The sequence below is a fragment of the Hyphomicrobium sp. GJ21 genome, assembly GCF_001006785.1.
In the GTDB taxonomy this organism is placed as follows: Bacteria; Pseudomonadota; Alphaproteobacteria; order Rhizobiales; family Hyphomicrobiaceae; genus Hyphomicrobium_B.
Map to the genome: position 1 here is coordinate 1,327,241 of NZ_CDHO01000003.1, position 23,954 is coordinate 1,351,194.

20 protein-coding genes and 1 other RNA gene are annotated in these 23,954 nt (G+C 62.3%); 13 read left to right on the plus strand and 8 right to left on the minus strand.

The genetic code is table 11. The annotated features are described in order from the left end of the window. Window positions 1–62: 62 nt before the first annotated feature. The 6 genes from HYPGJ_RS14600 to HYPGJ_RS14625 all read right to left on the minus strand — a co-directional run bounded on the left by HYPGJ_RS14600 (window position 63) and on the right by HYPGJ_RS14625 (window position 8,596). Window positions 63–1,694 (minus strand): ABC transporter ATP-binding protein, encoded by a 1,632-nt coding sequence (locus HYPGJ_RS14600; RefSeq protein WP_046847779.1) that lies wholly within the window; start codon window positions 1,692–1,694, stop codon window positions 63–65. Further along, window positions 1,694–2,905, minus strand: a complete 1,212-nt coding sequence (locus HYPGJ_RS14605; protein WP_046847780.1) for an ABC transporter permease — start codon at window positions 2,903–2,905, stop codon at window positions 1,694–1,696. The genes HYPGJ_RS14600 and HYPGJ_RS14605 overlap by 1 nt, the downstream gene beginning before the upstream one ends. A gap of 5 nt (window positions 2,906–2,910) precedes the next feature. After that, a complete protein-coding gene (locus tag HYPGJ_RS14610; protein ID WP_046847781.1) occupies window positions 2,911–4,032 on the minus strand; it encodes a microcin C ABC transporter permease YejB in 1,122 nt (373 codons plus the stop codon). After that, window positions 4,032–5,915 carry an extracellular solute-binding protein gene (locus tag HYPGJ_RS14615; RefSeq protein ID WP_052750918.1) on the minus strand — a complete coding sequence of 628 codons (1,884 nt, stop codon included), beginning with the start codon at window positions 5,913–5,915 and terminating at the stop codon, window positions 4,032–4,034. Before HYPGJ_RS14615 ends, HYPGJ_RS14610 begins: the two co-directional genes overlap by 1 nt. 28 nt (window positions 5,916–5,943) lie before the next feature. Next, window positions 5,944–7,881, minus strand: coding sequence for an extracellular solute-binding protein (locus HYPGJ_RS14620; RefSeq protein WP_046847782.1), 1,938 nt, complete (start codon window positions 7,879–7,881; stop codon window positions 5,944–5,946). 145 nt (window positions 7,882–8,026) lie between these two features. After that, window positions 8,027–8,596, minus strand: coding sequence for a cytochrome c family protein (locus HYPGJ_RS14625; protein ID WP_052750919.1), 570 nt, complete (start codon window positions 8,594–8,596; stop codon window positions 8,027–8,029). Window positions 8,597–8,765: 169 nt separating this feature from the next. Here HYPGJ_RS14625 and HYPGJ_RS14630 point away from each other — a divergent pair, with 169 nt between their 5' ends. The 13 genes from HYPGJ_RS14630 (at window position 8,766) to truA (ending at window position 20,034) form a co-directional block, all read left to right on the plus strand. Next, the gene (locus tag HYPGJ_RS14630) at window positions 8,766–9,518 is read left to right on the plus strand and encodes a 3-deoxy-manno-octulosonate cytidylyltransferase (protein WP_046847783.1); all 753 of its coding nucleotides are present in this window, start codon (window positions 8,766–8,768) and stop codon (window positions 9,516–9,518) included. Window positions 9,519–9,572: 54 nt separating this feature from the next. Further along, on the plus strand, window positions 9,573–10,484 hold the full coding sequence (locus tag HYPGJ_RS14635; RefSeq protein WP_046847784.1) for a prephenate dehydratase: 912 nt from the start codon (window positions 9,573–9,575) through the stop codon (window positions 10,482–10,484). A gap of 5 nt (window positions 10,485–10,489) precedes the next feature. Then, on the plus strand, window positions 10,490–11,242 hold the full coding sequence (locus HYPGJ_RS14640; RefSeq protein ID WP_046847785.1) for a glucose 1-dehydrogenase: 753 nt from the start codon (window positions 10,490–10,492) through the stop codon (window positions 11,240–11,242). 300 nt (window positions 11,243–11,542) lie between these two features. Beyond that, window positions 11,543–11,638: signal recognition particle sRNA small type (ffs, locus tag HYPGJ_RS18570), an RNA gene on the plus strand. A gap of 111 nt (window positions 11,639–11,749) precedes the next feature. Further along, a complete protein-coding gene (locus HYPGJ_RS14645; RefSeq protein WP_046848446.1) occupies window positions 11,750–13,594 on the plus strand; it encodes a DNA polymerase III subunit gamma/tau in 1,845 nt (614 codons plus the stop codon). Between the two features lie 38 nt (window positions 13,595–13,632). Beyond that, on the plus strand, window positions 13,633–13,953 hold the full coding sequence (locus tag HYPGJ_RS14650; RefSeq protein ID WP_013216683.1) for a YbaB/EbfC family nucleoid-associated protein: 321 nt from the start codon (window positions 13,633–13,635) through the stop codon (window positions 13,951–13,953). Between the two features lie 119 nt (window positions 13,954–14,072). Further along, window positions 14,073–14,678: a recombination mediator RecR gene (gene recR / locus HYPGJ_RS14655; RefSeq protein WP_013216682.1), complete on the plus strand. Its 606-nt coding sequence runs from the start codon at window positions 14,073–14,075 to the stop codon at window positions 14,676–14,678. 54 nt (window positions 14,679–14,732) lie between these two features. Further along, entirely contained in the window at window positions 14,733–16,130 is a 1,398-nt protein-coding gene (locus HYPGJ_RS14660; RefSeq protein WP_046847786.1) for an MATE family efflux transporter, read from the plus strand. Window positions 16,131–16,168: 38 nt separating this feature from the next. Next, the gene (locus HYPGJ_RS14665) at window positions 16,169–17,143 is read left to right on the plus strand and encodes an NAD-dependent epimerase/dehydratase family protein (RefSeq protein ID WP_083984142.1); all 975 of its coding nucleotides are present in this window, start codon (window positions 16,169–16,171) and stop codon (window positions 17,141–17,143) included. Window positions 17,144–17,174: 31 nt separating this feature from the next. Next, a complete protein-coding gene (def, locus tag HYPGJ_RS14670; RefSeq protein ID WP_046847787.1) occupies window positions 17,175–17,690 on the plus strand; it encodes a peptide deformylase in 516 nt (171 codons plus the stop codon). 72 nt (window positions 17,691–17,762) lie between these two features. After that, window positions 17,763–18,695 (plus strand): methionyl-tRNA formyltransferase, encoded by a 933-nt coding sequence (gene fmt, locus HYPGJ_RS14675; protein ID WP_046847788.1) that lies wholly within the window; start codon window positions 17,763–17,765, stop codon window positions 18,693–18,695. Window positions 18,696–18,798: 103 nt separating this feature from the next. Beyond that, the gene (locus HYPGJ_RS14680) at window positions 18,799–19,236 is read left to right on the plus strand and encodes a hypothetical protein (protein ID WP_046847789.1); all 438 of its coding nucleotides are present in this window, start codon (window positions 18,799–18,801) and stop codon (window positions 19,234–19,236) included. 57 nt (window positions 19,237–19,293) lie between these two features. Beyond that, entirely contained in the window at window positions 19,294–20,034 is a 741-nt protein-coding gene (gene truA / locus HYPGJ_RS14685) for a tRNA pseudouridine(38-40) synthase TruA (RefSeq protein ID WP_046847790.1), read from the plus strand. A 13-nt stretch (window positions 20,035–20,047) separates the two neighbouring features. Here the strand turns inward: truA and folE are convergent, their stop codons facing one another. Both folE and HYPGJ_RS14695 read right to left on the minus strand, forming a co-directional pair. Beyond that, window positions 20,048–20,641, minus strand: coding sequence for a GTP cyclohydrolase I FolE (gene folE / locus HYPGJ_RS14690; protein ID WP_046847791.1), 594 nt, complete (start codon window positions 20,639–20,641; stop codon window positions 20,048–20,050). Window positions 20,642–20,770: 129 nt separating this feature from the next. Beyond that, a complete protein-coding gene (locus tag HYPGJ_RS14695; RefSeq protein WP_046847792.1) occupies window positions 20,771–23,950 on the minus strand; it encodes a multidrug efflux RND transporter permease subunit in 3,180 nt (1,059 codons plus the stop codon). Between the last annotated feature and the right edge of the window lie 4 nt (window positions 23,951–23,954).

Here is a 23,954-nt window from a genome sequence, read left to right on the forward strand (position 1 = left end):
CGGCAATTCTGCGGCAGAGAGCTGTCCCTCGCCTGAATAATCGATATTAACCTGGGCCGAAGTTACGTCGCGAGCGCCGCCCGATGCGTGACCTTGATGTCGAAAGCGGCTGCGAGCAGCGCCTTCGTATAGTCGTCCTTCGGATGATTGAAGATCTCCCGCGACGGACCTTCCTCGACGACTTTGCCGTTTTTCATCACGATGACGTAGTTGCACAAGGCCCTGACCACTTTGAGGTCATGGCTGATGAAGAGATACGCCAGATCGCGCTTCTTCTGCAGGTCTCGCAAGAGATCGACGATCTGCGCCTGCACGCTCATGTCGAGCGCGCTCGTCGGCTCATCGAGCATGACGAACTTCGGCTTCAGGACCATCGCGCGCGCGATGGCGATGCGCTGCCGCTGTCCGCCCGAGAACTCGTGCGGATAGCGATCGCGCGTGGCCGGATCGAGTCCGACTTCCTGCAGCGCCGTCGCGACGCGTTCATTGCGGCCGTCTTCATCGAGTTCGGGATTCTGAATGAGAAGCCCTTCCTCGATGATCTGCCCGATCGTCAGACGCGGCGACAGCGACCCGTAAGGGTCCTGGAAAACGATCTGCATTTCCTTGCGCAGCGGCCGCATCTGTTTGTTGGTGAGGCCGTCGATGCGTTTGCCGACGTAGGCGATCGCGCCCTCGGACGAGAGCAGCCGCAACAGCGCCAGCCCGAGCGTCGTCTTGCCGGAACCGGACTCGCCGACGACGCCGAGCGTTTCGCCCGCGCGCAACTTCACCGACAGGCCATCGACGGCTTTGACGTAATCGACCGTCCGCTGCAGCAAGCCGCGCTTGATCGGAAACCAGACCTTGAGATTATCCGTCTCGACCACGACGGGGCGGGACGTATCGACCGCGGGCGGCTCGCCCTTCGGCTCCGCTTCGATCAGATGCCGCGTGTAGGAATGCTTCGGCGCGGTGAACACGTCTTCGGTATTTCCGGTCTCGACGATCTCGCCGCTCTTCATGACGTACACGCGCTCGGCCATGCGCCGCACGATTCCGAGGTCGTGCGTGATGAGCAGCATCGCCATGCCCATCTCTTTTTGCAGCGCCTTGAGCAGCTCCAGGATCTGCGCCTGGATCGTAACGTCGAGCGCCGTCGTCGGTTCGTCCGCGATCAGCAGATCGGGTTGATTGGCAAGCGCAATCGCGATCATCACGCGCTGCCGCTGGCCGCCGGAAAGCTGATGCGGATAGGCGGACAGCCGCTTTTCCGGATCGCGAATGCCGACCTTAGTCAGAAGCTCGACGACGCGGGCCCTCGTATCGCTGTCGGACAGTTTCTGGTGCAGCTTGATGATCTCGCCCACCTGCACCTCGATGGTGTGCAGCGGATTGAGCGTCGTCATCGGCTCTTGGAAGATGATCGAAATGCGTTTGCCGCGGATGCCGCGAAGCTGCGCCTCGTTGGCCTTCAGAATATCCTTGCCCTCGAACAGGATCTCTCCCGTCGGATACGAGGCGGATGCCGGCAGAAGCTGCAGGATGGACATCGCGGAAACGGTTTTGCCCGATCCCGACTCGCCGACGAGCGCAACGATCTCGCGCTTGTCGATATGAAACGAAACGTCCTTGACGACGCGCGTCGCCTCCGCGCCGTCGCCGAAAGCAACGGAGAGATTGCGCACGTCCACGAGCGGGGCGGTGTCGGCCATTATTCTTTCCCCTGCATCCGGAACGTCTTGCGCGGATCGAGCGCGTCGCGCACGGCCTCACCCATGAAGATCGCGAGCGAAAGAATGATCGACACCGCGACGAAGCCCGAAATGCCGAGCCACGGTGCTTCGAGATGCTTTTTGCCTTCGAGCAGCAGCTCTCCCAGCGACGGCGAGCCGGGCGGCATGCCGAGACCGAGGAAGTCGAGCGCCGTCAACGCCGCGATGCCGCCCGACAGTTTGAACGGAAGGAACGTCAGCGTCGCGACGGTCGCGTTAGGCAACAGATGCTTGAAAATGATCTGCCAATCGGAAAGTCCGAGCGCCCGCGCCGCGCGCACGTATTCGAGATTGCGGCCACGCAGGAATTCCGCGCGCACGAGCCCGACGAGCGACGTCCAGCTGAAGATCATCAGGATGCCGAGCAGCGTCCAGAATCCCGGAATGAACAGCGACGAAATGATCAACAACACGAACAGTTCCGGAATCGAGTTCCAGATTTCGAGCAGCCGCTGAAAGATGAGATCGACCTTGCCGCCGAAGTACCCCTGCACCGCGCCCGCGATAATGCCGAGCGCCGAGGATACGATGGTCAGAATGAGCCCGAACAAAACAGAAATCCGGAATCCGTAAATGACGCGCGCGACGACGTCGCGTCCCTGGCTGTCGAGTCCAAGCCAGTTTGTATTCCCAAGCTCATGAAAGCGCGCCAGTTGATCCGCTGGCGCGTCGCAGAGCTTCATCGACGACGACCACGGCGGCGGCGACGGATAGCCGAGACAAATGCCGCCCGTGCCGATGCGGCCCGGATAATCCTTGTTGATCGTGTCGTAGGAATAGCGGATCGGCGGCCAGATCATCCAGCCGTTGGCTTTGATCTCGTTGGCGATGTCGGGTGTCCTGTAATCCGTGACAGCGAGGAACCCACCGAACTTCTCTTCCGGATAATCGACGAGAACCGGAAACAGGATTTCGCCTTTGTAGCTGACCATCAGCGGACGGTCGTTGGCGATGAACTCCGCGAACAGAGAAACCAGGAACAGCCCCGCGAACAGCAGGAACGAGCGATAACCGAGCTTGTGCGCCTTGAAGCGCGCGAGCCTGCGGCGGTTGACGGGCGATAGATGAAACCGCCGCTTGAACCGCTGCCAGCGCGTCGTCGCAACCGGCGTGGTGCTTTCGATCGGAGAGCTTTCGGTTTTCTGGTCCATCCGGCTCAAACCTCGCGCGTCTCGAAATCGATGCGCGGATCGACGAGAGTGTAGACGAAGTCGGAAAGGATGCCGACGAACAGCCCGACCAGCGAGAAGATAAAGAGCGACGCGAATACGACTGGATAGTCGCGCTTCTCTATGCTTTCGAACGACAGCAGCCCGAGCCCATCCAGCGAGAAGATCGTTTCGATCAGCAGGGCTCCGGAGAAGAATGCGCTGATGAACGCCGACGGGAAGCCGGAAATCACGAGCAGCATCGCGTTGCGGAACACGTGCCCGTAAAGCACCTGATTTTCGGTCAAGCCCTTGGCGCGCGCCGCCACGACATACTGCTTGCGGATTTCATCGAGGAACGAGTTCTTGGTGAGGAACGTCATCGCCGTGAAGGAGCCGACCGCCATCGCGATGATCGGCAGCGTCAGGTGCCAAAGGTAATCCGTGACTTTGCCGAACAGGGAAAGCTGATCCCAGTTGTCCGAGAACAGTCCGCGCGACGGGAACCACTGGAAGAACGACGAACCGGCAAACAGAATGAGCAGCAGAACCGCAAACAGAAATCCGGGGATGGCATAACCGATCACCAGCACCGCGCTTGACCACGTATCGAACGGCTCGCCGTCCTTCACCGCCTTGCGAATGCCGAGCGGGATCGAGATCAGGTACGTCAGCAGCGTCATCCAAATGCCGAGGGAAATCGAAACCGGCAGCTTCTCCTTGATCAGCTCCAGCACGGACACGTCGCGGAAATAGCTCTTGCCGAAATCGAACGTCGCATAGTTCTTCATCATCAGGAAAAAGCGCTCATGCGCCGGCTTGTCGAAGCCGAACTGCTTTTCCAGACTCTTAATGAAGGCGGGATCGAGTCCCTGCGCGCCGCGATACTTCGACGTGATCGCGTCGGCGCCTTGTCCGAGCTGCGCCGTCGCGGCATTGCCGCCGCCGAGCGCGTCGCCGCCTCCACCGCCCATACGGCTGATGATCGACGAGGAGTTCCCGGTCAGCTGCGCGATCATCTGCTCAACGGGCCCGCCCGGCGCAAACTGAATGATGATGAAGGAAAACAGCATGATCCCGAACAGCGTCGGTATCACGAGCAGCACCCGTTTCAGAAGATAGATGGCCATCAGGGCTTCGCCGGTTGCTGTTGTTGTTGCGGTTGAGTTTCGGGTTTGCCGGACGCCAGCGCCTCGGCTTTCTTCGCATCGAACCACCATGTATCGAGCACGCCCGCATCATATTTCGGCTGCACGTCCGGATGCGAATACTTGTTCCAATACGCGATCCCGTACGACGCCTTGTACCAGTGCGGCACCCAGTAATGTCCGGCGCGGAGAACGCGGTCGATGGCGTTGGTCGCGCTGACGAGTTCGGCGCGTGATTTGGCGGCCGTCACCTTGTCGATCAAGCCGTCGATGGCCGGATCTGAAATGCCCGCGAGATTGAACGACCCGTCGAGCTTGGCCGCATCCGATCCCCAAAAGCTGCGCATTTCGATGCCGGGCGTCAGGCGAAGCGAATAGCGCTGCGTCGTCGCGTCGAAGTCGAAGGATTTGACGCGCCGCTCGTACTGGCTCGGATCGACGAGGCGCCAGGAGGCGTTGACGCCGATGCGCTTGAGATTGTCCGTATAGGGAACGGTGATGCGCTCGAACGCGGCTTCGAAGTCCAGGAATTCGATCGTCAGCACCTCGCCCTTGGCGTTGTGCAGCATGTGATCCGCGCCGGGCTTCCAGCCGGCCGCGATCAGCAGCTCCCGCGCCTTTTTGAGGTTGTCGCGATTGTTGCCGCTGCCGTCGGTCACAGGCGGCACATACGGTTCGCCGAAGACTTCCGGCGAGAGCTTGTCCTTGTACGGTTCGAGTAGCGTCAATTCTTCCGGTCGCGGCGCGCCTGTCGCCTTCATGTCGGAATTTTCGAAGTAGCTCGTTGTGCGCTTATAGAGCCCGTAGAACAGCTTCTTGTTCGACCATTCGAAATCGAAAACCAGATCGAGTGCTTGCCGCACGCGCGGATCTTTGAACGCATCGCGCCGCGTATTGATGAAAAATCCCTGCGCGCCGGATGGACGATTGTCGGGAAGCGACGTCTTGATCAGGCGGCCGTTACGCACGGCTGGAATATCGTAGCCCGTGGCCCACGAGACGCTTGAGAACTCCTCGCGAAAATCGATCTGCCCGGACTTAAGCGCCTCGAGTTCGATGTTCCGGTCGCGATAGTAATCGTAGCGGATCTCGTCGAAGTTGAAGCGCCCGCGATTGACCGGCAGATCCTTCGCCCAATAATCCTCGCGCCGCGCGTAGGAAATGAACGTGCCCGGCTTGAAGTCCTTGATCTTGTACGGACCCGACCCGAGCGGCGGCTTCAGCGACGTTTCCTCGAACGGCTGCGTCGCATAGTAGGCCTTGGACAGCACTGGAAGCTGCGCGACGGTGATCGGCAGATCGCGCGTCAGCGCTCCCTGAAATGTGTAGCGCACCGTTTCGGGGTCCAGCGCCTCCGCCGACACGACGTCGTGCAGCGGCTGCGACAGCGCCGGATGGCCCTTTTCCTTGATTGTCTTGAACGAGAAGACGACGTCGTCCGCCGTGATCTTCGTGCCGTCCGCGAACTTCGCTTCGGGGCGTAGCTTGAACGTCACCGACATCCGATCCGGCGCGACGTCCGCCGACTGCGCAACCAGACCGTAGACCGCGTCGGGCTCGTCCATCGCGCGCACCATCAGCGCGTCGAAGAGCAAATCCAGTCCTTGCGCCGAGTCGCCCTTCAGGATGTGCGGATTGAGATTGTCGAACGTGTTCGCGCCACCGGTGCCGAGCGTAATGATCCGGCCGCCCTTCGGCGCATCCGCGTTGACGTAGTCGAAATGCTGGAAGTCGGCCGGATATTTCAGCTCGCCGAAAACGGAAAGCCCGTGGCGCGGTTCGGCGCCGGCAACGCTCGCACTGAGCGGCAACAACAGCGCCGCCGCCACTGCGCTCAACGTCGCCAGTCTCGGCGTCGCAATCATTCGCATCTGAGAGAAGACCGGCACCGGATCATTTCGCCTTTGCTGTTGCGACGGCCTTCTGTTTGTCGGCATCGAGCCACCACACTTGCAACAACGAAGCCGATTGCGACGGCAGCGTCTGCGGCCGGCCGAAAATATCCCAGTACGCAATGCGCTCATAAGGATAGTACCATTGCGGAACGACGTAGAAGTTCCACAGCAGCACACGATCGAGCGCGTGCGTGGCGGCGACGAGGTCGGCACGATCCTTCGCGAACACGATCTTATCAATGAGTTTGTCGACGGCGGGATTCTTGATGCCGATGGTGTTGCGGCTGCCGGTCTTGTCTGCGGCGGCCGATCCCCAGAAGTCGCGCTGCTCGTTACCGGGCGAATTCGACTGCGCGAATGTGTCGACGATGATGTCGAAGTCGCGGTTGTCTTCGCGCTGCTTGTATTGCGCGTCGTCAACCGCCCGCACCGAAGCGTTGATGCCGATCGCCTTCAGGTTCTGGATGTACGGCAGAATGATATTCTGGAACGTATCGCCGTTGATCAGGAATTCGGCGGTCAACTGCTCGCCCTTGTCGTTACGGAGCACGCGCGCCGTCTTGGCAGACGACAAACCAATCGCGCGCATCGCCTTGCAGAAAAATCCGCACGAGCCGTCGTCGGTTGCTTCGCTCTTGATCTGCCATCCGGCGGCTTCGAAGAGCTTCAGCGCATCCTGCTGATGCTTGCGATAATCGCCGTCCTTGTCGTTGACCGGATTTTTCCATTCCGTCGTGAAAACTTCAGGCGGCACCTCGGATTTGATCTCGTTCAGGATCTCGAGCTCGCGCCCCTCGGGCAAACCCTTGGACGCAAGATCCGAGTTCTCAAAAAAGCTGTTGAGCCGCACATAGGACCCGTAAAACAGCTTTTTGTTCGTCTCTTCGAAATTGAACAGCAGGTTGAACGCCTGCCGCACGCGCGGGTCCTGGAATTGCGCGCGCCGCGTATTGAACGCGAATGACTGCATTCCGGCGACGCGCTTCACCGGCAACGCCTCTTTCTTCACGAGGCCCTTTTTCAGCGCATCGAAATCGTATTGCGCGGCCCACGCCGCAGCGCGGTTCTCCATCCAGAAATCGAGCTTGCCCGTCTTGAAATCTTCGAACGCCGGTGAACGGTCGCGGTAGTAGGTCACTTCCAGCGTGTCGAAATTATACTGCCCGCGCATCACCGGCAGATCTTTCGCCCAATAATCGGCGACGCGCTCGTACGTAATGCGGCGACCCATATCGACCGACTTGATCTTGTAGACGCCGTTGCCGAGCGGAACCTCGACCGTCGTTTCGCCGAGGCTGCGCTGGCGTCCGTTGGCGTCCTTGCCTTCCCAATACGCCTTCGGCACGACGCTGATCTGGCCGACGATCATCGGCAGCTCGCGGTTGCCCTTCGAGTCGAATGAGAACTTGACCTCGTGATCGCCGGTCTTTTCCGCCTTCACGACGTTCTTGTAATAAAACGCGTAGAACGGATTGACTTTCTTGAACTCGTCGAACGAGAAAATCACGTCCTCGGGCGTGATCGGCGTGCCGTCGTTGAACTTGGCTTCCGGCCGCAGCTTGAACGTCACGGACGAGAAGTCGTCCGGATAGGACGCGCATTCGGCGATCAGGCCGTATTGTGTTTCGGGTTCGTCGGGACTGTTCGCGAACAGGCTGTCGTAGATGAGGTTCAGACCGCCTGCCTTCACACCCTTGTCCGAAAACGGATTGAGCGTATCGAACGTGCCGTCAGCCCACTGACGAAGCGTGCCGCCCTTCGGCGCGTCAGGATTGACCCAATCGAAATGCTTGAAATCGGCGCCGTACTTCGGCTCGCCGATGAGCGAGAGCGCCGGGCGGCACTGTGTTTCGTCGGCCCGCGCTCCATTCGAAAGCAGCGGAGAACTGAGAAACGCCATGGCGGCAAAGGCAAACGTCGTCAGGCGCATCCGCATTTTCGATTTCGACCTTTCTCCTCGGGCTCGAAAGCCTACCATAGCCTAGAGGCGCGGGGGATAAGCCCACGCCGGATATGAAGCGACCCCGCCAACAGCTCGGCAGGGTCGCAAACTTTAGGTGGTATAGCGAGTTAACTTGCCGTCATTTTGGCAAGGGAACGGGCGTATCGGCAAGCGTTGCCAGATAAGCGAGCAGATCCGCTTCGTCGGTATCAGACGAGAGGCCCGCGAAAACCATTTTCGTTCCCGGAATGTAGGTCTTCGGGCTGTGGATGAATTTCGCCAGTTCCTCGAACGACCACTCGCCGCCCTTGGTCTTCATGGCATCCGAGTAGGCGAAGCCTGGGAATGACGCCCGTTTACGATTGACCACATCCCAAAGGTTCGGGCCGACGGTCGCTTTCTTGTCCTTTTCGGCAACGTGGCAGGATGCGCACTTCTTGAAGGTCGCCTTGCCGTTCTCGGCGTTGGCTTTGGGAAGCAGCGCGACGATCTTTTTCGCGGCTTCTTCAGGCGTTTCGGCTGCAGCCGGCGCCGCGCCACCTGGCGCTTCGGCACCACCGCCCTCGCTCGGAGCCGGAAGCGTAAAGCCCGGCTTGAACGCGCCGTGTCCGACGTTCATCTCGATGATTGTTTTCGTCCCGAAGATCAGCAGCAGCGCGGAAAGAACCGCACCGGCGATCTTGGTGAACTCGAATTCGTCAATTCTCATTTCAAAGCCCCCGGATTTGGCCAGATGGTGTTACGCAAGTATAGGTGCGAAAAGAAAGTTCTATACAACTGGTACGAGTCCACCGGCAGAGGTATATAAGCTCACCTCTCTCATGCAAGCGTACAAACCATTTCGCACCTGCTAGGGTGGCGAGACAGTTTGTCACCGAATGATGATTCTCGAGCCAGTGTCCCACCATAATCTGATCGTTATTCCCGCCCGCATGCAGGCGACCCGCCTGCCTGGCAAACCGCTCGCCGATATCGCGGGCACCCCCATGATCGTCCACGTCTGGCGCCGTGCCGTGGCAGCCAACGCCGGAGACGTCGTCGTCGCGACCGACAGCGGGGAAATCGCCGATGCCGTCACGGCCGCGGGCGGCAAGGCGATCATGACGCGAGCCGATCATGCGTCGGGCTCCGACAGGGTTTTCGAGGCCGTGACGAAAGCCGATCCCGGCCAGCGCGCAGGTATCATCGTCAACCTGCAGGGCGACCTTCCGACGCTCGATCCCGATCTCGTTACGCGCTGCCTTGCGCCGCTTTCCGATCCCGAAGTCGACATCGCGACCCTCACGGCCGTCATCAGCGAACCCGAAGAGCGCACGAACCCGAACGTCGTCAAGGTCGTCGGCACGCCGATCGCGGACGACCGTCTCCGTGCGCTCTATTTCACGCGCGCGTCGGCGCCGTCGGGCGATGGCCCGCTTTACCATCACATCGGCATTTACGCGTATCGTCGCGCAAGCCTCGAACGCTTCGTGTCGCTGCCGCCGTCGCCACTCGAAAAGCGCGAAAAGCTTGAGCAATTGCGCGCTCTCGAAGCCGGAATGCGCATCGATGTTGCGATCGTTGACACCGTTCCTCTCGGTGTCGATACTCCCGCCGATCTTGAGCGCGCCCGCAGTCTCATCGCGACATGATCCGTCCGCCTCTCACAATCCTGTTGATCTCCTAACCTTAAGCGCTGACACGCCATGCCGCATCGAACCGAGCCTGCCGACACGCCTGCCAAGATTTCATATCAGGGAGAGCCCGGCGCCAATTCGCATCTCGCGGCGCGCGAGGCTTATCCCGATCTCGAACCCGTCGCTTATCCGACCTTCGAAGATGCGCTGTCGGCGGTGAAATCCGGCGAGACGCGCTACGCGATGATCCCGATCGAAAACTCCGTCGCAGGCCGCGTCGCCGATATCCATTATCTGCTGCCCGATGCCGGTCTCTATATCGTTGCCGAGCACTTCCTGCGTGTTCGTCATCAGCTGATGGCGACGGAAGACGCGAGCCTCGAAACCATCAAGCGCGTGATGAGCCACACGCAGGCGCTCGGCCAGTGCCGTGCGACGCTGCGCAGGCTCGGACTGAAGCCGGTGCCGGAAGCTGACACGGCAGGCTCCGCGCGGCTTGTCGCCGAAGGCAAGGATCCGACGACGGCGGCCATCGCCTCGCGCCTCGCCGCCGAGATCTACGGCCTCAAAATCCTGAAAAGCGACATGGAGGACGAAACGCACAACACGACGCGTTTCGTCATTCTGGCCAAAGATCCCGATGACGCGGAACCCGGCAACGGGCCGGTCATGACGACGTTCCTGTTTCGCGTGCGCAACGTGCCAGCCGCGCTTTACAAAGCGCTTGGCGGCTTCGCGACCAACGGCGTCAACATGACGAAGCTCGAAAGCTATCAGGAAGAGGGCACGTTCAACGCCACGATGTTCTTCGCCGATATCGAAGGCCATCCGGTCGACCGATCCGTGCAGCTAGCGCTTGAGGAATTGTCGTTCTTCTCGACGCAGATCACGATCTTCGGAACCTATCCCGCGAGCCCGTTCCGCAAGGAAGCCGCCGAGCTTGCCGCCAGCGGCCAGATTCCGCTGAAGCGTTCGAGCTGATCCGCATGCGTCTCAGGGATAAAGTCGCGGTCGTCACTGGCGCAGCTTCGGGCTTTGGCCGCGGCATCGCTGAGTTGTTTGCGGCTGAAGGCGCGCGCGTCGTCATCGCCGACATCAACGACGGGCCGGCCTCCGCGCTCGCTGCTGAGATTGGTCCGGACCGCGCCATCGCGACGGCAACCGATGTCACCAGGCGCGCCGACGTGGACGCGATGATCGCAGCGGCCGTCGATCGCTTCGGCGGCGTCGACATTCTCGTCAATAACGCCGGCGTGACGCACAAGAACCAGTCGCTGCTGACCGTCAGCGAAGACGACTTCGACCGCATCTACGCCGTCAACGTCAAATCCATTTATCTGACGACGCTCGCTGTCGTGCCGGTGATGGAAAAGCGCGGCGGCGGTTCGATCATCACGACCGCTTCGACCGCCGGCATTCGTCCGCGTCCGGGATTGACTTGGTACAACGGCTCGAAGGGCGCGGCGATCACGCTGACCAAGTCGATGGCCGCCGAGCTCGCGCCGAAGAACATTCGCGTCAACGCCATCAACCCGGTCATCGGCGAGACCGGCATGCTCGAACAGTTCATGGGCCTGCCCGATACGCCCGAGAACCGCGCCAAGTTCGTCGCCGGAATTCCGCTCGGCCGCATGTCGAAGCCGCTCGACATCGCCAACGCCGCACTATTCCTCGCCGATCCCGCCAGCGCCTTCATCACCGGCGTCGCCATCGAAGTCGACGGTGGCCGCTGCATCTGATCTGCCGTCACGCTCATCTGACGAGCCAAAAGCCTTCGCTTGGCCTTCACCTGGAAGTTGTCGACAGACTCGCCTTCCGCTTTCCCCTCCACTCAGGGAGGGGTGGGGTGAAGACTAGGAGAAATCTCTCGGCGGGGCGTCTACGTCCGCCCCTCCAAAGCTCAGTGCAATCATTCGGCGGCTCATCGCCTCCGCACCTGACCGCGATCATTCGGATACACACGCCGAACCCAATTCCAGCAGCAATGTCACAGCCCTAACACGGGGTTGTACTTCTCCGCCGTTCGCCCCATTATAGCCGTGGGCTGGCGACGGACGAATTCGTCGCCAACCGGGTCAGGTCCGGAAGGAAGCAGCCCTAACGATCAGAAGTCGGGTCGTTCGCCAGCCTTTATTGCTTGCGCGCCGGGGCCACGAGGCCCTTGGCGGCGCGGAATTTTTGGACAAGGTTCGGCGCGGGTCGCCTTGCTCCCTCGCCCCGCGGGCGAAAATATCGATCCGGAGAACATGGCGAAAAAGAAATCAGATGCGTCCGAGGGCGTGACGGGCTCGGCTGGTTCCGAAGCGCCGAAGCCCTACGTCGTGCTGGCGCGCAAATACCGCCCCGCGACCTTCGACGATCTGATCGGCCAGTCGGCGATGGTGACGACGCTCCGCAACGCCTTTGCATCAGGGCGCATCGCGCAAGGCTATATGCTGACCGGCGTGCGCGGCGTCGGCAAGACGACGACCGCCCGCATCCTCGCCCGCGCGCTGAATTACGAGGCCCCTGGCATAGACAAGCCGACGATCGACATGCCGGGCCTCGGTGTCCACTGCAAGGACATCATGGAAGGCCGTCATCCCGACGTGCTCGAAATCGACGCCGCCTCGAACACCGGCGTCGACAACATCCGCGAGATCATCGAAAGCGCGCAGTATACGCCGCTCGTCGCGCGCACGAAGGTCTTCATCATCGACGAGGTTCACATGCTGTCGAAGGGCGCGTTCAACGCGCTGCTGAAGACGCTCGAGGAACCGCCCGCGCACGTCCGCTTCATTTTCGCGACGACCGAAATCCGTAAAGTCCCCGTCACTGTGTTGTCGCGCTGCCAGCGCTTCGATCTCCGCCGCGTCGAGCAGCCCGTGCTTGCGGCGCACTTCAAGAAGATTTCGGAGAGCGAAGGCGCCGAGGCCGACACCGATGCGTTGCAGCTCATCGCCCGCGCCGCCGAAGGCTCCGTTCGCGACGGCCTCTCGATCCTCGATCAGGCAATCGCGATGGGCGAGGGCCACGTCACCGCGGCGAGCGTGCGCGACATGCTCGGCCTCGCCGATCGCGGCCGCATCTTCGATCTCGCCGAAGCCATTTTCCGTGGCGATCTTCCCGCCGCGCTCAACGGCTTTGCGAGCCTGCATCGCGACGGCGCCGAAGCTTCCGAAGTGATCGGCGATCTCGCCGAGGCGGTGCACGCGATCGCGCGCGTCAAAGCCGTCGGCGAAGAACCGGCCGGCGAAAGTCTGACGGCGGAAGAAAAGAAACGGCTGAGCGATCTCGCGAGCCGCCTGTCGATGCCGTATCTCTCGCGCGCCTGGCAGATGCTGATCAAAGGTCTCGAAGAAGTCGGGCGCACGCCGAACCCGGACGTTGCCGCCGAGATGGTCCTGATCCGCCTCGCGTACACAGCGGACCTGCCGACGCCCGATGAATTGATCAGAGGCCTCGGCGGCTCGGCAATGCCCGCACGCCGCCCGGCTTTGGCGCCCGCCGAAACGCGCACGTCGGACACGCGGCCGACCGTCAACACGACGACGACCGCTCCGCGTGCGGAGCATGACGACCTCGCAACCGGCGACGTCTTCGATTTTGCCGGTGACGAAGGCAACCTCGACGACGGAATCGGCGACGGCGACGCTCTCGACGACGATGAGCAGACGTCTCTCTCATCGGCGCCGCGACTGCCTGATCCGCGTTCGTTCGTCGACGTCGTGACGCTCGTCGGCGAGAAGCGCGACGTCAAACTCAAGATGCATCTCGAGAACGACGTCAGCCTCGTGAAGTTCGATGCGGTGGCGGGCTCGATCGATATCTTCCTGCTGCCGGATGCGCCGCCCGAGCTTGCCAACGATCTCCGCGAGAAACTTAATCTATGGACGGGCCGGCGCTGGGTCGTTGTGCTGTCGAAAGACGCCGGTCAACGCCCGATCGGCGTCGTGCGCCGGGAGCGCGAAGCCGCCGAGCTTGAGCAGCTGAAGCAGCACCCCGCCATGCGCGCCGTCCTTCAAGCCTTCCCCGACGCGAAGATCGCGGAAGTGCGCCGCTTGCCTGGCAGAACGCTGGACGCCGACGATAAGGAAAGCGAAGCCGGCTGACGCCCTTCGCTGACAATTGCCGCAACGCAGAGGATTGCATGAAAGACCTGATGGGCATGATGAAGCAGATGGGCCAGATGCAGGCCCGTTTCAAAGAGATGCAGGAGGAGCTTGCGCGCGCCGAGATCGAAGGCCAGTCGGGCGGCGGCCTCGTTCACCTCACCGTTGACGGCAAGGGCGAGGTCAAGCGCGTCCGTATCGATCCAAGCCTGATGAAGCCCGATGAGGTCGAGATTCTCGAAGACCTGATCGTCGCCGCTGCCGCTGATGCGCGAGCCAAGGCCGATAGCGCGATGCAGTCGAAAATGGCCGAAATCACCGGCGGAATTCCGTTGCCTCCGGGAATGAAGCTGTTCTAGCCAGGTACACTTGGAAACGTCGCCTCCCGCGTCATGGCCGCCCTCCAGGCGGCCATCCAGTGCCAAGGACCAGCGGCAGTCCTGGCGTTCTGAAAAGCGGTCGCATAAATAATCATACGATGTCCCGGAAAATCGCAGGACCTGAAATCGAGCGCCTCGTGCAGCTCCTGTCGCGCTTGCCGGGGCTTGGACCGCGCTCGGCGCGCAAGGCGGTGCTGTCACTTCTGAAGCGGCGCAACGATTTGCTGCTGCCGTTGTCGGACGCGCTCCAGCAGGCCGTCGAAAAAATTTCCGAATGCCCCGTCTGCGGCAATCTCGATACGGTCTCGCCGTGCAGCGTCTGCAGCGATCCGCGCCGCGATCAAAGCCTCATCGTCGTTGTCGAAGAGGTCGGCGACCTCTGGGCGCTCGAGCGCGCGAATATCGTCTCGGCGCGCTATCACGTGCTCGGCGGCCACCTGTCGCCGCTCGACGGCATCGGGCCGGAGCAGCTCAACGTCGCCAATCTTTTGGCGAGAGCCGCAGCGTCCGAAGTCAAAGAGATCCTGCTCGCGCTCAACGCCACCGTCGAAGGCCAGTCGACTGCCCATTACATTTCCGATCAACTCGCCGCGACCGATGTGACGGTCTCGCGACTTGCGCAAGGCGTCCCGATTGGCGGCGAACTCGATTATCTCGACGACGGCACGCTCGCTGCGGCTTTCAAAGCGCGGCGCAAGCTGTAGAACGGCGTACCACGAGAGCCAGGACCGCACTGGCCGCCGAGGCAGAAAAACACGATGAGCAATATCGAAACGCCCCGGCGTTCCGCCCAACAGCAGCCGCGCTTTGTCACCGGCTCCCTCCTGCGCCACATCCTTGCGATGACGGGCGCGGGCGCACTCGGCCTCATGGCGATCTTCGTTGGCGACCTCGCCAACATCTACTTTCTTTCGCGGCTGAACGATGAAGCCGTCGTCGCGGCCGTCGGCTATGCGAGTTCGATCCTGTTCTTCGCGACCTCGGTCGGGATCGGCCTGTCGATCGCCGCGACCTCGCTGGTTGCGCCCGCGCTCGGAGCCGGGCGGCGTATGCGGGCGCGGCGTCTCGCGACCAACGCGCACTTGCTGTCGCTTATCGCTTCAGTCGCGATCACGCTCGTGCTGTGGTTTGCGATCGAACCGCTGCTCGAACTGATCGGAGCCCGCGGCCGAACGCTCGATCTTGCGGCTCTGTATTTGCGCATCCTCGTGCCGACGCTGCCGGTGCTTGCGCTGGCGATCACGGCCTCCGCCGTGTTGCGCTCCGCTGGCGACGCACGCCGCGCAATGTTCGTCACGCTGTTCGGCGCCATCGTCAACACGATCCTCGACGTGATCCTGATTGTCCATTTCGGCTTGGGCATCGAAGGCGCGGCGATATCCTCGCTGATCGCGCGCCTCGTGATGATGGGTATCGGCTTCTACAGCGTCTACAAGGTCCACGATCTTCTCGCGCGTCCGAAAATCGCGACGCTGGCGCAGGACACGCCCGCCTTCATTCAGATCGCCGGTCCTGCCGTTTTGACGAACATCGCGCCAGCCGTCGGCAACGGTTACGTGACCTACGCCATCGCAGCCTATGGCGATGCGGCGGTCGCTGCCTGGGCGATCCTCGCGCGTCTGACGCCGGTCGCCTTCGGCGCAATCTACGCGCTGTCCGGCGCGGTCGGCCCGATCATCGGCCAGAACTTCGGCGCTCGATCCTCCGAGCGCATGCGCGACGTGTTCACGTTCTCGCTGCTGACGATGACGGCATTCACCGGCATCGCATGGCTATGCCTCGGCGTCCTCGCCAACGAGATCGCGGCGCTCTTCAATGCCGGCGGCGAAGCGCGCGACCTGATCGTCTTCTTCTGCCGTTGGCTATCGCCGCTGTTTGTGTTCATGGGCGCGCTGTTCGTCGCCAACGCTGCCTTCAACACGCTCGGACGTGCGCATTTTTCGACGATGCTGAACTGGGGCCGGGCGACGCTCGGCACGGTCCCGTTCGTGCTGCTCGGCGGCAAGTTCTTCGGCGCGGCGGGCGTGCTCGCGGGCAACATGATCGGCGGCGTCGCCTTCGGTATCATCGCCACTTTTTCGGCCTACAAGCTGATCGATGCGATTGGAGAGACCTTCAAGCCGCCGCCAAATCCCGTGGCGCACGAGGTGATCTAGGTCTCTCATTTGAGAACGCGCCGGAGGGGAGCAGTCTGATGATGACCGCCAAGCCGCGAATTCTCGTCACGGGCGCGTCCGGGTTCATCGGGCAGCATCTCGTCCGCAGGCTGTCGGAGCGCGGCTATCTCGTCCGCGCCGCCTCGCGCCAGCCGGTCATCTTCGACGACCCGAATGTCGAGGGCATCGCGCTCGGCGACATGTCACGCTCGTTCGCGGCGGAATACGTCGTGCGCGGCGTCGACGCCGTCATTCACGCCGCCGGAATGGCGCATGCCCGGCCGGGACTGCCGGACGCCGCCTATACGGCGATCAACGTCGACGCCACCCGCCAGCTTGCGCGTGCAGCTCGCGCCGCGCGCGTCAAACGCTTCGTGCTGATGTCATCCGTCCGCGCACAAGTCGGCGCCGTGCATGACGGCATCGTCACCGAGGACACGCCAGCCAATCCGACGAACGCCTACGGACGCTCCAAGATCGCGGCGGAAGCGCTGACTGCCGATCTCCTCGCTGGTTCGAACACGCAGTGGACGGTGCTCCGGCCGGTGCTTGTGTATGGGTCCGGCGTCCGCGGCAACATGGCGACGCTGATGCGCCTGGCGGCCAGCCCCTATCCGTTGCCCTTCGCGGCCATGAAAGGGCGGCGATCGCTGCTGAGCATCAGCAACCTTATCGCGGCGATCGAACACGTGCTGCAGGCTGAGGCCGCCAGGGACGGGACCTTCATCGTCGCCGATAGTGCCCCGGTTACGATCGCGGATATGATCCGGGCATTGCGCAAGGGCCGCGGCCGGCCGTCAATGCTGGTGCCGATGCCGGAGGCTGCGATCGTGGCCGCGCTCCGGAAGGCCGGGAAGGGCGAAATCGCCGAGCTTCTGGGGGGCGACCTTATCGTTGACGCCGCCCGGTTAAGGCAAACGGGCTGGCAGCCCGCCGAAGCCACCGCCGACGCTCTGGCATCGGCCATGCGCGAGCGCGCCGCAGCGACGGATACGGACCGCACGCGCCATTGACCGCCGCCACGGCCTTCCATATGTGAGCGTCATGGCCATTCTACCGATCATAACAATTCCCGATCCCGTGCTCCGCAAGATCTCCGATCCCGTCGAGCGCGTTGACGACGCCGTCGTCAAGTTGATGGATGACATGCTGGAGACGATGTACGACGCGCCGGGCATCGGCCTCGCCGCCGTGCAGGTCGGCGTGCTGAAGCGCGTCCTCGTCGTCGATGCTGCGGAAGACGGCGCACCGCCGAACCCGATCGCTATGGCGAACCCGGAGCTTGTCGCGCTCGGCTCGACGACCCGGCTGCATGAAGAAGGCTGCCTCTCGATCCCCGACGTACACGTCGAGATCGAACGTCCGGCGAGCGTGACGGTTCGCTACATCGATCGCCACGGCAAAGAGCAGGAACTCGCCGCCGAAGGCTTGCTCGCAACCGCCATTCAGCACGAGCTCGACCACCTCGACGGGCAGCTCATCATCGATTTCCTGTCGCGCCTGAAACGCGACATGGTCATCCGCAAATTCAAGAAACAGGTACGCGAGGCGCGGAGCTAACGAGCCCCGCTCGTCTCGCGGTGCGAGCGGACTGGCGACGCCGATCATTCGCGCGCAAGTGAGGACTGCCGGATGCCGCTCGACATCGTGTTCATGGGTACGCCGGACTTTTCCGTACCGGTTCTGGATGCGCTCGTTGCGGCCGGACATCGCGTCGTCGCGGTCTATAGCCAGCCGCCACGACCGGCCGGGCGCGGCCTCGCCGAACTAAAATCACCAGTTCATCGCCGCGCCGAGGCGCTTGGAATTCCCGTGCGCACGCCGAAGAATTTCAAGACGGACGAAGATCGCGCCGCGTTCGCGGACCTCAAAGCTGACGCCGCCGTCGTCGTGGCCTACGGGCTGTTGCTGCCGGCCGCCGTGCTCGACGCGCCGCGTCTCGGATGCTTCAACGTCCACGCCTCGAAGCTGCCGCGCTGGCGCGGGGCGGCGCCGATCCAGCGCGCCATCATGGCGGGCGACGCCGTGACCGCCGTCAACATTATGCGTATGGACGAAGGTCTCGACACCGGCCCCGTCTGCCTCGGGCGCGACGTTGCGATTACCCCAGACATGACCGCCGGAGAGCTGCACGACACGCTCTCGGCATTGGGTGCCGAGCTAATAGTCGCAGCCTTGGCCGAACTTGAAGCCGGCACGCTGCGCGCTGTCCCGCAACCGCAAGAGGGCGTGACCTACGCCGCGAAAATCGACAAGCGCGAAACGCGCATCGATTTCGCAAAAACCGCGACCGAAGTTGCAAACCACATTCGCGGATTGTCGCCGTTCCCCGGCGCATGGTTCGAAGCGAACCTCGGCGGCAAGCCCGAACGCATCAAGGTGTTGCGCGCCTCGTCGATCGCAAAAGACGGCGAGCCGGGCGTGCTGCTCGACGGCGAACTCACGATCGCTTGCGGCGAGGGAGCCATCCGCATCGAAGAGCTGCAGCGCGCCGGAAAGCAGCCGATGAAAGCCGCAGATTTCCTGCGCGGCGCACGTCTCGAGCCCGGCACGCGGCTGGCCTGACGTTTCCCGGATCGTGAATTAAGGATGCTGGGAAATCGCTCTGCGGAATTCGCGCGGTAAGGCTAATCTCACGTTCTCGTTCGTTCTGTTTCGAGGACTTGAGATGCGCCGTTCGTTTCCAATGTTTCTGATTGCGCTCGCGTCGGCCATGCTGGCGATGACGGGTGCGGCTTCTGCCGACGGCTTCACGGCCCGCATCGTAACGCAGCCGTACTACGGCGCAGTCACCACGCTCGAGCATGGCGTGCGCGTCATTCGCCCGTTGCCGCCGGAACGCTATGTCATCGTCAATCCGAACCGCACGCCGCTGGCGCTGAGCTTCAACGAGAATAACGTCTACGACTACAGCTCGAACGCAACGAGCAGCGGCGGCGATCTCGGCGTCGTCGATCCCGACGGCCCGATCTATACCCGCCCGTCTTATGGTCCGGGCTACTGGAAACACCGCAACGGCGGCTGGTATTTTCGAAACGGCCACAACGGCCATTTCGCTGGCGGTCCGCGCGGTAAAGGCAGCCCCGGCGCTATCGGAGCGCATTGAGCGACGGCGCGACACCCGTTAGGGATGGCGCGTTCCGACGCTGCGCACTGGTCCTGAATGCCCCGCTACCGCATCACCATCGAATATGACGGCACGCCCTTCATCGGCTGGCAGCGCCAGGCCGAAGGCGTATCTATTCAAGGCGCGCTCGAAACGGCGATCCGCAAATTCTCTGGCGAAGCGCCGGGCGTGCGCGGCGCTGGGCGAACCGACGCGGGGGTGCACGCGCTCGGGCAAGTCGCGCACTTCGATCTCGAAAAGACATGGGAACCGGGACGCATCCGCGATGCGATGAATTTCCACCTGCGTCCAAATCCGATTGGCGTGGTTGCCGCCGCTCAGGTTGACGACGCGTTCGACGCGCGCTTCAGCGCCGTGAAGCGCCACTACGAATATCGCCTGCTGACGCGCCGCGCGCCGCCGATCCTGCAGCGCCATCGCGTCTGGTGGACGATGCAGAACCTCGACGCCGCCGCAATGCACGCCGCCGCGCAAGAACTCGTCGGAAAGCACGATTTCACGACGTTTCGCGCCGCTCAGTGCCAGGCGAAATCGCCAATCAAGACACTCGACGTTTTTGATGTCTCACGGGAAGGCGAGGAAATCGTCTGCCGCGTCTCGGCTCGCTCGTTCCTGCATCATCAGGTTCGCTCGATGGTCGGCAGCCTGAAGCTTGTCGGCGAAGGCAAATGGAGCCGCGCTGATCTTGCGTCCGCGCTCGCCGCCGCCAATCGCGAAGCCTGCGGACCGGTCGCGCCCGCGGCCGGTCTCTATCTCGTCGGCGTCGATTACGAATAGAACAGCAGGCGCGTCAGTCGTGTCTCTGATCCTCGGTGACGAGCGCCAGGAATTCCTGCCGCGTGATCGGGTTATCGCGGAACACGCCGAGCATGCGGCTCGTCACCATGTCGGTGCCGGGCTTGTGGGCGCCGCGCGTCGTCATGCAGTGATGCTCCGCCTTGAGCACGACCGCGACGCCTTCCGGATCGAGCACTTCCTGGATCGTGTTCGCGATCTGCGCCGTCATCTTTTCCTGAATCTGAAGCCGCTTCGCAAACGCATCGACGGCGCGCGCCAGCTTCGAGATGCCGACCACGCGCCCGCGCGGGATGTAGGCGACCCAGGCGCGCCCGATGATCGGCGCCATGTGATGCTCGCAATGGCTTTCGAACCGGATGCCGCGCAGCACGATCATCTCGTCGTAGCCTTCGATCTCCTCGAAGGTCTTTTGCAGAATAGCTTTCGGATCGTCGTTGTAGCCGCGGAAATATTCCTCATACGCGCGCACCACGCGCGCGGGCGTTTCCAGCAGCCCATCGCGGGTCGGATCGTCGCCGCTCCAGCGGAGAATGGTTCTGACCGCAGCCTCGACTTCGGCGCGGGTCGGCTTCTTATCTGAGCTCATAGGATCACTAAATTTCGAGGTTCGACTGAAAAATATCTGGACCGAGTTTGGCCCAATTTTTGAGCGGACGAAAGATGCGACACTACGCGTCGTGGGGCGCGTTTACCGCGGATGATCTCCGTCCGCTAACTATCTTGTGGCCTCGCCGGCTTCAATATCCGCGCTGTCGCGCGGCTTAGGCGAGAGCTTGCGGACGACGACGTAGAACACCGGCGTGAAGATCAGGCCGAATAGCGTCACGCCGAGCATGCCGGAGAACACGGCGGTTCCGAGCGATTGCCGCATTTCAGCGCCCGCGCCTTCCGCGAATACCAACGGCACGACGCCGAGAATGAATGCCAGCGACGTCATCAGGATGGGCCTCAAGCGCGTGCGCGCGGCTTCGACCGCCGCTTCGCTGCGCGACAGCCCCTGATCTTCACCCTGCTTCGCAAATTCGACGATCAGAATGGCGTTCTTCGCCGCGAGGCCGACGAGCACGATCAAGCCGATCTCGACCAGGATGTTGCGGTCGAGCCCGCGAATGTTCACGCCGATCATCGCCGCCAGAATGCACATCGGCACGATCAGGATGACCGACAGCGGCAGCATCCAGCTTTCATACAGCGCTGACAGAAGGAGGAACACGAACACGACCGAAAGGCCGAACGCGAGGATCGCCGTATTGCCCGCAAGTTTTTCCTGCAACGCGATTTCGGTCCACTCGAAACCGAAACCGGACGGCAGCACCTTGTCCGCGATGGCTTCCATCGTCTTGATGGCTTCGCCCGTCGAATAGCCGCGCAGCAACTGAACCTGAACTTCGGCCGCCGGATAGAGATTGTAGCGCGGCACGCGATACGCGCCCGTCGTGTCGTTGAATGTGGCGACCGATCCGATCGGCACCATCTCGCCCGTGTTGCTTCGCGTCTTGAGATTTGCGACGTCGCGCAACGACAGGCGGAACGGATTGTCGGCCTGCGCCGTGACGCGATACGTGCGGCCGAGAATGTTGAAGTCGTTGACGAACGCCGACCCCATGTAGACCGACAGCGTCTCGAACACGCGGCTGATCGGAACGCCGAGCTGCTCGGCCTTGGTGCGATTGATGTCGGCGTAGATCTCCGGCGTGCGCACGTTGAAGAGCGTGAACGCCTGCGCGAAGCCGGGCTGTTGTCCGGATGCACCGGCCATCGCCCACGCTGCGCCCTCGAGCGCCGGCAGCCCGCGTCCGCCCTTATCCTGAACGTAGCCCTTGAGACCGCCGCCCGTGCCGATGCCCGGTACCGATGGTGGCTCGATGACGAGCACGAACGCTTCCTTGATCTGCGCCATCTGCTGCCGCAGGTCGTTTAAGATCGCGTCTTTCGCTAAACCGGTATGCGCCCGCTCGGCGAATGGCGCCAGACTGACGAAGATCACGCCCGTGTTCGGCGCGTTGGTGAATGTCGCGCCGTCGAAGCCTACGAACGCGACGGAGTGGTTGATGCCCGGTCGCGACAGCAGAATATCACCGGCCTTGCGCACGACGGCATCCGTGCGGCTAAGCGTCGACCCCGGCGGCAGCTGCAACGCAACGATCAGATACGCGCGATCGAGCGGCGGGATGAGACCCGTCGGCGTCGAAGTCAAGCGCGTGTACGTCGCGAACAGCAGGCCGCAATAGACGAGGATCAGAAGCAAGCTGATTTTGATGAGCTTGCTCGTCAGCCACGCATAGCCATGCGACAGCGCACCGAACGCTGCGTTGAAGGCGCGAAAGAACAGCCTAAGCGGCGCGCCGAGAATTCTCGCAAGAATATTCTGCTTCTCGTGCGTGGCGCGATGCGGCTTCAGCAGCAGTGCCGCCATGGCGGGCGACAGCGTGAGCGACACGATCAGCGACAACGCCGTGGACGCGGCGATCGTGATGGCGAACTGCTTGAAGAACGTTCCCTGCAGGCCCGTGATGAAAGCCGTCGGCAGGAATACGCCGATAAGCACGAGCGAGATCGCGATCAGCGCCGTGCCGACTTCGTCCATCGTTTTATGAGCCGCGGCCTTCGGGCTCATGCCTTGCTCGATGTAGCGTTCGACGTTCTCGACCACGACGATCGCGTCGTCGACGACGATGCCGATCGCAAGCACCAGTCCGAACAGCGACAGCGTGTTAAACGTGATGCCGAGCAGGCTCATGATGAAGAACGTGCCGATCAGCGATACCGGAATGGCCAGGATCGGAATGATCGCCGCACGCCACGTTTGCAGAAACAGAATGACGACCAGAACGACGAGCAGGATCGCTTCGGCGAGCGTCTTGACGACGGCATCGATCGAGAACTGAATAAATTCGGTCGGATTATAGACGACCGTGTAGTCGAGGCCCGGCGGGAAGCTCTTCTTCAGCAGTTCCATCTGGTGCTTGACGGCGGACGCCGTCGCGAGCGCATTCGAGCCCGGCTTCTGAAACAGCACAAGCGCCGTCGCGTTGCGATTGTCGAGATACGCATTGACGGTGTAGTCCTGCGCGCCGAGCTCGACGCGCGCGATGTCGCGAACGCGGATGACTTGCCCGCCCGGCTCGGCCCTGACCACGATGTCTTCGAACTCGCTCGTGGCTTTCAGGCGCCCGAGCGTCTGAACGTTGAGCGTGAACGCGCCGTCCGATGTGGCAGGCGGCTGGTTGATAGAGCCTGCCGCAACCTGCAAGTTCGCTGCTTGCAACGCAGCCACGACATCGCCCGCCGTCAGTCCGCGCGACGACACCTTGTCCGGATCGAGCCAGATGCGCATCGAGTAGTCGCGTGCGCCGAACACGTTGACGTCGCCGACGCCGTCGATGCGCGTCAGCACGTCTTTCACATAGAGCGTCGCGTAGTTCGAAATGTACTGTTGATCGCGCGTGCCGTCGGGCGACACCATGTGCACGACCATCATCAGGTCGGGCGACGCCTTGCGCACCGAAATGCCGAGACGGCGCACGTCTTCCGGCAGGCGCGGCTCCGCCACCGACACGCGGTTCTGCACCAGCACCTGCGCCTGATCGACATCGGTGCCCGGCTTGAAGATGACGCTGATCGTCACCTGCCCGTCACCCGTCGACTGCGAGTTGATGTAGAGCATGTCGTCAACGCCGTTGACTTCCTGCTCGATCGGCGTCGCGACCGTCTCCGCGATCACCTGCGCGGAGGCGCCCGGATACGTCGCGTGAATGCTGACTGTCGGTGGCGCGATCTCCGGATACTCGGCGATCGGCAGGAAATTCACCGAGATCAATCCGAGGATCGTGATGATCAGCGATACGACGGATGCGAAAATCGGCCGGTCTATGAAGAAATGGGTGAGGCGCATTGGA

Excerpts from the sequence above, each read along its gene's own strand:
- HYPGJ_RS14650 (WP_013216683.1), top strand. The coding sequence starts at position 13,633 with ATGAAAGACCTGATGGGCATGATGAAGCAGATGGGCCAGATGCAGGCC.
- def (WP_046847787.1), top strand. The coding sequence starts at position 17,175 with ATGGCCATTCTACCGATCATAACAATTCCCGATCCCGTGCTCCGCAAG.
- recR (WP_013216682.1), top strand. The coding sequence starts at position 14,073 with ATGTCCCGGAAAATCGCAGGACCTGAAATCGAGCGCCTCGTGCAGCTC.
- HYPGJ_RS14695 (WP_046847792.1), bottom strand. The coding sequence starts at position 23,950 with ATGCGCCTCACCCATTTCTTCATAGACCGGCCGATTTTCGCATCCGTC.
- folE (WP_046847791.1), bottom strand. The coding sequence starts at position 20,641 with ATGAGCTCAGATAAGAAGCCGACCCGCGCCGAAGTCGAGGCTGCGGTC.
- HYPGJ_RS14605 (WP_046847780.1), bottom strand. The coding sequence starts at position 2,905 with ATGGACCAGAAAACCGAAAGCTCTCCGATCGAAAGCACCACGCCGGTT.
- truA (WP_046847790.1), top strand. The coding sequence starts at position 19,294 with ATGCCCCGCTACCGCATCACCATCGAATATGACGGCACGCCCTTCATC.
- HYPGJ_RS14600 (WP_046847779.1), bottom strand. The coding sequence starts at position 1,694 with ATGGCCGACACCGCCCCGCTCGTGGACGTGCGCAATCTCTCCGTTGCT.
- HYPGJ_RS14665 (WP_083984142.1), top strand. The coding sequence starts at position 16,169 with ATGATGACCGCCAAGCCGCGAATTCTCGTCACGGGCGCGTCCGGGTTC.
- HYPGJ_RS14620 (WP_046847782.1), bottom strand. The coding sequence starts at position 7,881 with ATGCGGATGCGCCTGACGACGTTTGCCTTTGCCGCCATGGCGTTTCTC.
- HYPGJ_RS14660 (WP_046847786.1), top strand. The coding sequence starts at position 14,733 with ATGAGCAATATCGAAACGCCCCGGCGTTCCGCCCAACAGCAGCCGCGC.
- HYPGJ_RS14610 (WP_046847781.1), bottom strand. The coding sequence starts at position 4,032 with ATGGCCATCTATCTTCTGAAACGGGTGCTGCTCGTGATACCGACGCTG.
- HYPGJ_RS14625 (WP_052750919.1), bottom strand. The coding sequence starts at position 8,596 with ATGAGAATTGACGAATTCGAGTTCACCAAGATCGCCGGTGCGGTTCTT.
- HYPGJ_RS14630 (WP_046847783.1), top strand. The coding sequence starts at position 8,766 with ATGATGATTCTCGAGCCAGTGTCCCACCATAATCTGATCGTTATTCCC.
- HYPGJ_RS14640 (WP_046847785.1), top strand. The coding sequence starts at position 10,490 with ATGCGTCTCAGGGATAAAGTCGCGGTCGTCACTGGCGCAGCTTCGGGC.
- HYPGJ_RS14680 (WP_046847789.1), top strand. The coding sequence starts at position 18,799 with ATGCGCCGTTCGTTTCCAATGTTTCTGATTGCGCTCGCGTCGGCCATG.
- HYPGJ_RS14615 (WP_052750918.1), bottom strand. The coding sequence starts at position 5,915 with ATGATTGCGACGCCGAGACTGGCGACGTTGAGCGCAGTGGCGGCGGCG.
- HYPGJ_RS14645 (WP_046848446.1), top strand. The coding sequence starts at position 11,750 with ATGGCGAAAAAGAAATCAGATGCGTCCGAGGGCGTGACGGGCTCGGCT.
- fmt (WP_046847788.1), top strand. The coding sequence starts at position 17,763 with ATGCCGCTCGACATCGTGTTCATGGGTACGCCGGACTTTTCCGTACCG.
- HYPGJ_RS14635 (WP_046847784.1), top strand. The coding sequence starts at position 9,573 with ATGCCGCATCGAACCGAGCCTGCCGACACGCCTGCCAAGATTTCATAT.